Source organism: Kitasatospora sp. NPDC057518, from assembly GCF_042802075.1.
In the GTDB taxonomy this organism is placed as follows: domain Bacteria; phylum Actinomycetota; class Actinomycetes; order Streptomycetales; family Streptomycetaceae; genus Kitasatospora.
In genome coordinates, this window is the sequence record NZ_JBHVEU010000488.1 from 1 (window position 1) to 6473 (window position 6473).

General features: G+C 74.4%; 5 protein-coding genes. 3 read left to right on the forward strand and 2 right to left on the reverse strand.

Going from position 1 to position 6473, the window contains the following annotated elements; translation table 11 throughout:
- Nucleotides 1-249 precede the first annotated feature (249 nt).
- On the forward strand, nucleotides 250-3156 hold the full coding sequence (locus ACFU7Z_RS33980) for a BTAD domain-containing putative transcriptional regulator (RefSeq protein WP_380781784.1): 2907 nt from the start codon (nucleotides 250-252) through the stop codon (nucleotides 3154-3156).
- Nucleotides 3157-3421: 265 nt separating this feature from the next.
- Here ACFU7Z_RS33980 and ACFU7Z_RS33985 read toward each other — a convergent pair whose 3' ends face one another.
- A complete protein-coding gene (locus ACFU7Z_RS33985) occupies nucleotides 3422-3874 on the reverse strand; it encodes a TetR family transcriptional regulator (protein ID WP_380781792.1) in 453 nt (150 codons plus the stop codon).
- 16 nt (nucleotides 3875-3890) lie between these two features.
- Here ACFU7Z_RS33985 and ACFU7Z_RS33990 point away from each other — a divergent pair, with 16 nt between their 5' ends.
- The gene (locus tag ACFU7Z_RS33990) at nucleotides 3891-4112 is read left to right on the forward strand and encodes a GNAT family N-acetyltransferase (RefSeq protein WP_380781790.1); all 222 of its coding nucleotides are present in this window, start codon (nucleotides 3891-3893) and stop codon (nucleotides 4110-4112) included.
- A 90-nt stretch (nucleotides 4113-4202) separates the two neighbouring features.
- Here the strand turns inward: ACFU7Z_RS33990 and ACFU7Z_RS33995 are convergent, their stop codons facing one another.
- Complete coding sequence (locus ACFU7Z_RS33995) at nucleotides 4203-4673, reverse strand: hypothetical protein (protein WP_380781786.1); 471 nt, start codon at nucleotides 4671-4673, stop codon at nucleotides 4203-4205.
- 403 nt (nucleotides 4674-5076) lie between these two features.
- Between ACFU7Z_RS33995 and ACFU7Z_RS34000 the strand changes: the two genes are divergently transcribed.
- Nucleotides 5077-6285: an RICIN domain-containing protein gene (locus ACFU7Z_RS34000; protein WP_380781788.1), complete on the forward strand. Its 1209-nt coding sequence runs from the start codon at nucleotides 5077-5079 to the stop codon at nucleotides 6283-6285.
- Nucleotides 6286-6473: the final 188 nt, after the last annotated feature.

Sequence of the window (6473 nt, forward strand, 5' to 3'; positions counted from 1 at the left end):
CAGTCACGGGCCCGGCAGCCACGCCTTGCCGTTTCGTCGTTCGCGTGAGAGGTAGGGCGCCCCGGTCCGGGGAGGGCTGGTGAATGCCGGTCGGGCCGTGTCCGTACTAGGGTCGTGGGCGGGCCGAGGGCGGTCGTGGGCTCTGAGGGACTGAAGCGGATGCAGCGGATGAAGATGACGTTCGGGCTGTTGGGGCCTCTGGCGGTCGCTGTGGACTCCGTGCCGCAGGCGTTGCCGCGGGCTGCCGTGTTGCGGGGGCTGTTGGGGGTCCTGCTGCTGGCGGAGGGGGAGCGGCTGTCGGTGGGGCGGCTACTGGAGCTGGTGTGGGCGGGGCAGGCGGACCGGGTGGGCCGGGGTGCGGTGCACACCGGGATGTCGCGGCTGCGCGGCTGGCTCGGCGGGTTCGGGGACGAGTCGGTGGTGCTGGAGTCGGACGCCCAGGGGTACCGGCTGGTGACCGGGCCGGGTGCGGTGGACCTCGGGCGGTTCCGCGGGTTCGCCGCCGACGGGGACGTGGCCGGGGCGATCGGGTTGCGGCGCGGGCCGGTGCTGGCCGGGCTGGAGCGGGTGAACCGGGAGGACCCGCTGGTGGCCGCCGTGGAGGACGAGGTGCGTGCCACGGCCCTGGCCCTGGCCCGGGCGGCGCAGGCGGACGGGGCGGCCCGGACGGCCGTTCCCGCGCTGACGGCGCTCGCCGAGGAGTACCCGTACGACGAGCCGGTGCAGGCCGCCCTGTTGGAGCTGCTGGCGGCGGACGGGCGGGCGGCGGAGGCGTTGCGCCGCTTCCAGGCGCTGCGCCGGCGGCTGTCCGAGGAGCTGGGGATCGAGCCGGGCGAGCAGGTGCAGGGCGTCTTCCTGGCGCTGCTGGCGCACGACCGGGAGGATGCCCGAGCCGTTCCGGGGTGCTCCCGGGTGCCTTCCCAACTCCCGCGTGACATCCCGGACTTCACCGGTCGTGACGAGCAGGTGCGGCTCGTCCTGGACGCCCTGGCGGCCGGCCGGGTGCCGGTGATCGCCGGGATGGGCGGCATCGGCAAGACGGCGCTGGCCGTCCACAGCGCCCACCGCGCCGCCGTCGACTACCCGGACGGCCGGCTGTACGCGGACCTGCGCGGGGCCGACGAGACGCCCGCCGACCCGGCCGGCGTCCTCGCCGCCTTCCTGCGCGCCCTGGGCGCGGACCCCCGGGAGATCCCGGCCTCCCTGGAGGAGCGTTCCGCGCTGTACCGCACGCTGCTGGCCGGCCGCCGCACGCTCGTCCTGCTCGACAACGCCGCCGGGGAGCAGCAGATCGGCCCGCTGCTCCCGGGCACCCCGGCGGACCCGGCCGGGCACGGGCCGGACCGCCCGGCCGTCCTGGTCACCAGCCGCGCCGCGCTCACGGCGCTGCCCGGCTCGCACCTCGTCGACCTGCACGAACTCGACGCGCCCCACGCCCGGACGCTGCTGCGCCGCATCCTCGGGGACCGCCGGGTCGCCGCCGAGCCGGTGGCCGCCGCCCAGATCGTCGAGCTGTGCGGCGGCATGCCGCTGGCCGTCCGCATCGCCGGGGCCCGGCTGGCCGCCCGGCCGCGCTGGACCCTGGCCCGGCTCGCGCACCTGCTGCGCGACGAACGGCGCCGGCTCGACGAACTGGCCGCGGGGAACCTGGCCGTACGGGCCGGCTTCGCCGTCGGCTACGCCCGGCTGCCGGAGCCGACCCGCCGGACGTTCCGGCTGCTCGGACTGCTCGACGCGCCCGACTTCGCGCCGTGGGTCGCGGCGGCGGTGGCGGGCATCCCGCCGGAGCGGGCCGAGCGCCAGCTGGAGGAGCTGATCGACGCCCAGCTCCTCCAGGAGACCGGCACGGAGCCGCACCTGCGCTACCGCTTCCACGACCTCGTCCGGCTGTACGCGCGCGAGCACGCCGAGGCCGCGGACGAGCCGGCCGCCCGCACCGCCGCGCTCGGACGGGCCTTCGGCGCCTGGCTCTGGCTGGCCGAGCAGGCGGCCGACCAGGTGCCCGGGCCGTGCTTCGCGCCGATCCACGGCACCGCGCCGCGCCACCCGATGCCGTCCGGCGTCGCGGCGGCGCTGCTGGACGACCCGATGGCCTGGTTCGACGCCGAGCAGCCGGCCCTGGACGCGAGCGCCCGGCAGGCCGCCGCGCTGCGCATGGTGCCGGTGGCCTGGGACCTCGCCGCCTGCCAGGAGAAGTACTGCGACGTGCGCGGCCTGTACGACGAGTGGCGCACCACCCACCTGGCCGTCCTCCAGGCCTGCCGGTCGGCCGGTGACGGCCTGGGCACCGCCGTGCTCACCCGCGGCCTGATCGAGGTGACGACCTGGACCACCCCGGCCGACGGCTCCGGCACGGCCGTCGACCTGGCGGACGGCGCCCAGACGATGGTCGCCCTGGAGGAGCGGGCGCGGCACCTGCGGCGCCTGTTCGAGGAGGTCGGGGAGGAGCGCGGGGCCGCCGACGCCCTCGTCCTGACGGCCTGGAGCCTGGTCGCCCAGGGCCGCGCGGAGGAGGCCCTGGACGCCGGCCACCGTGCCCTGGACCTCGCCACCGCCCACGACCACCCGGGCGGCGAGGCCCGGGCGCACCAGATCATCGCCATCGCCCACGGGGAGACGGACCTCGACCGCACGATCGAGCACCTCACCGAGACGCTGCGGCTGGCGCGGCTGATCGGCAACACCCGCTTCGAGGCGACCGCGATCCAGTTCCTGGGAGCCGCCCACGGCCGGGCCGGCCAGGTGGAGCGGGGCGGCGAGCTGCTCCTGCGCTCGCTCGCCATGGCCCGCTCGCTCAAGGACCGCTACGTGGAGGCGTTCTCGCTGCTGTACCTGGCCACGCTGTACGCGGCCACCGGCGACGGCCGCGCCCGGGAGACGGCCGAGGCCGCGCTGGCCATCGCCCGCCGCTTCGACCTGGGGCACCACCTCGCCCAGGCCCTCGGCATCCTCGGGGAGCTGGACCTGGCGGCGGGGGACCACGCTTCGGCCGTCGCCCACCTGGAGGAGTCCGTGCTGGTGTGGCGCGCCCGCGGCTGGCGCTCCTTCCTCGCGGAGGCGCTCCGGGCGCTCGGCCGGGCCTACGAGGCGGCCGGGCTGCCGGAGTCGGCCGCGCGGGTGCTCACGGAGGCGCGGGAGCTGAGCGACGTCCGGTAGCGGCCGGGCCGGGGTCGTTGCCGCGGCCGTACCGGTCGAGGGCCGCAGCCGTCAGTGATTGGTAAGCGATCGGTAAGCGCCCCTGCCTAGGCTCGATCCCCACGGCACGGGACAGGCGTACGCGTCAGTCCCGTACGCGCCGCATGGGCTGCCGGTCGGGTCCGCGCAGGGGACGGACCCGGCCGGAGGTGCGGCCGTCGGGACCGCGGCATCCGCCGGTGCGCGACATCTGTCGGCCGACGGGATCCGTCGCCCGGGCCGGGGCTCAGGCGAGGGCGGCGTCGAGGAAGGCGTGCCAGGCGGCGTGGACGCGCCGGGCGTGGGACCCGTCGGAGCTGTCGGAGCTGTCGGACTCGTCGTCGACCCCGGCGAGCAGGTCCAGCAGCAGGCCGCGGAGGACGGCGAGCACCACGGTGGGGTTCGCCCGGGTGCCGTCGAGGACGCGTTCCAGCGGTGGCAGCCACTCCTCCAGCGAGGCGGTGCCGAAGTCCGGCCACGGCTCGCGCCGGCCGAAGGCGCGGACGTACCCCTCGAAGAACAGCCGCAGCGCCCCTCGGTGTTCGGGCTGCGTCAGCCACTCCCAGAGCAGGTCGAGGGTCTCGCGGGCGCTGCCGCCCTCGGCCTCGGACCGCTCCAGCAGCGCCAGTTGCTCGGCCCGTCCGACCGCCAGGACCTCCCGGACCAGCTGCTCCTTCGACCCGAACAGGTACAGCAGCACGCGCGGGCTGGAGCCGATCCCGGACGCCCGGGGCCGGGGGCTGGGCCGCCGGATGCTGGAGACGGCCCTGGACGAGGCCCGGGCCCGTGCGTACGAGGGCGTGCTGCTCTGGACGGTCGAGGGACTCGGCGCCGCCCACCACCTCTACGCGACGGCCGGGTTCGAGCTCACCGTCTCCCGCCCGGCGCGCAAGTTCGGCGTCGACGCGGTCGAGCAGCGGATGGACCTGCGGTTCTGAGGGGACGGCGGTCGGGCGGGCGCGCGGGTTCGCCCCCGTGCTCGGCGCGCGCCGTCGCCCACCGCCGTCCCGTCCTGCGGTTCCCGGTGCTCAGATCTTCACGGTGAGCCAGGCGCCGAGGCCGCTGCAGCCGCGCGCGTCGTAGGTGGTGCTGCGGTACCCGGCCGGGATCGGCGAGTAGGGGCAGGTCCAGACGCCGTTGCGGACCAGCTCGTGGTACCAGGCGCCGACGCCGCTGCACCCCCGGGAGTCGTAGTTGGTCAGCACGTAGCCGGAGACGATTGGCGAGCCGGAGCAGGTCCAGAGGCGGTCCTGCGCGGGCCGCTGGTACCACGAGCCGTGGTTGTTGCAGCCGCCGGCGTTGTACATGGTGATGACGTAGCCGGCCGGGACGGGTGCCCCGGAGCAGCTCCAGCCGCCGGCTGCGGCGGCCGCCGAGGCTGGGGAGGCCGCGGAGGCCGTGCCGGCCGCCGTCGTGCCGGTGAGGGCGGCCGCGAGCACGGCGACCGTGGCGGCCGCCCTCCCCGTACGGGTCATCAGCTTGCGGAGGATCGTGGTCACGGCGACACCGTTCCGATCGGTCGTCTCCCCGCCGTCGGTGCGGCGCGGGGAGGGTGTAACAGCGGGGATGCGCCGCACCTTAGCGGCGGTGATCAGGTCGCTGATAGATCCAGATCGATACATCGACGGACCTGACCGAAAACGATCCCGACTGACCGTCATGGCGCCGCCCGGCCATGCTCCGGACGGCGGTCGCCGGATGCGTCCGGTTGGTCGTCCCACGCGCCGCCCGCCCCTGCCCGGACCTCCCGCAGGACCGTCCCGCTGACCAGGGCGTTCGGGTGGATCCGGCAGGAAATTCGTCACGCTCCGTAGTGCTTCCGATTGCCGCGCGCCTCCGACCGGAGAAATCTTGTGGATGCTCGACCGCCCGATTTCTCCCGATTCTCCCAAGGAGCCCCACGTGTCATTCCCAGCCCGTCCTCGAACCCGCCCGTCCGCCTGGGCGGCGACCGTCGCCGCCCTCCTCTCCCTCTCCGGGATCTGGACCGGAGCCGTGACGGCCGAGGCCGTTCCGACGCCGTCCGCCCTGCCGGCGGCCGCCGGTATCGCGGCCACCGGTCAGACGCCCGGCGCCTATTCGGACTGGACCTTCAACACCACCGACACCGTGACGGACGTCGACTTCCGCAACACCGTGGTCACCAGCCCGGGAGACGGCGACGTGTACTGGGCGCACCAGTTCAACTTCGACGGGAACCTCTCCTACACCGGCTTCCAGCTCGGCAAGCAGAACAGCGGACAGTTCCTCTGGTCGACCTGGGCCGACAAGGACCTCCAGTTCAAGGACGGGACCGAGGGCTCGCACTGCTGGAACAACGAGGGTGAGGGTCAGCACCTGCAGTGCTCCAACACCACCGTCAACCACGGCCGTCCCGTCACCGGGGACACCTACGCCTTCCACGTGGAGATCGACCCCGTGACCCACTGGGCGAAGGTCACCGTGAGCGACGAGACCGCCGGCACCAGCTTCGTCCTGGGCGAGGCCCTGCTGCCGAACTCCTCGAAGATCCAGCACAGTTGGAGCAGCTGGGTGGAGTACTTCGACTGGAACGACTCCCGGTACGTGTGCGACGACAACGCGTACGCCGAGAACCGGTGGGGCAAGATGACCGGCAACGGCGGCACCCTCACCGCCGAGAACACGGGAACGTCGACCAGCGGCACCTGCCAGGACATGGTCCGGCAGCAGAAGCAGGACGACGGCACGCTGATCACCGAGACCGGTCTCGGCCAGTCCGCCCGGTGGCCCCTGCGCTTCACCAACGGCGCCTGTCTGGACCGCGGCGGCGCCACCGGCGTGATCACCTACGGCTGCGCCGAATCGCCCAACGGCAACCAGCTGTTCGTCTTCGCCCGCGACGGCAGCATGCGCAGCGCCGAGGGCAACGAATGCCTGGCCGCGCCGTCCTCCGTCGGCGGTCAGATCACACCCGCCGCGTGTGACGGCTCGGCCGCCCAGCAGTGGACGTACGACGTGATGAACGAGGCCGTGGTGAACTCCGCCGGCTGGGCCATGACTTCCAGCACCTCCGGGGGCAGCGGCGACCCGGTGACCGCGCAGGTCTTCGACGGGCGCGCCGAGCAGACGATCACGCCCTTCGAGGTGTGACGAGCCACCAGGTGTCAACGCCCCACGAAGCGTCATGAGTTACGAGGTGTCGACGCCCTATGGGGTGTGAACGAGCCGACCCGCCCACGGCCGCGCCGGAACACCCGGCGCGGCCCTTCGTACCCCCCCGCGATGATACCGCCCCGGGGGAAGGTCGCTGAGCTGGGGGACGACACCGCTGTGTCCGC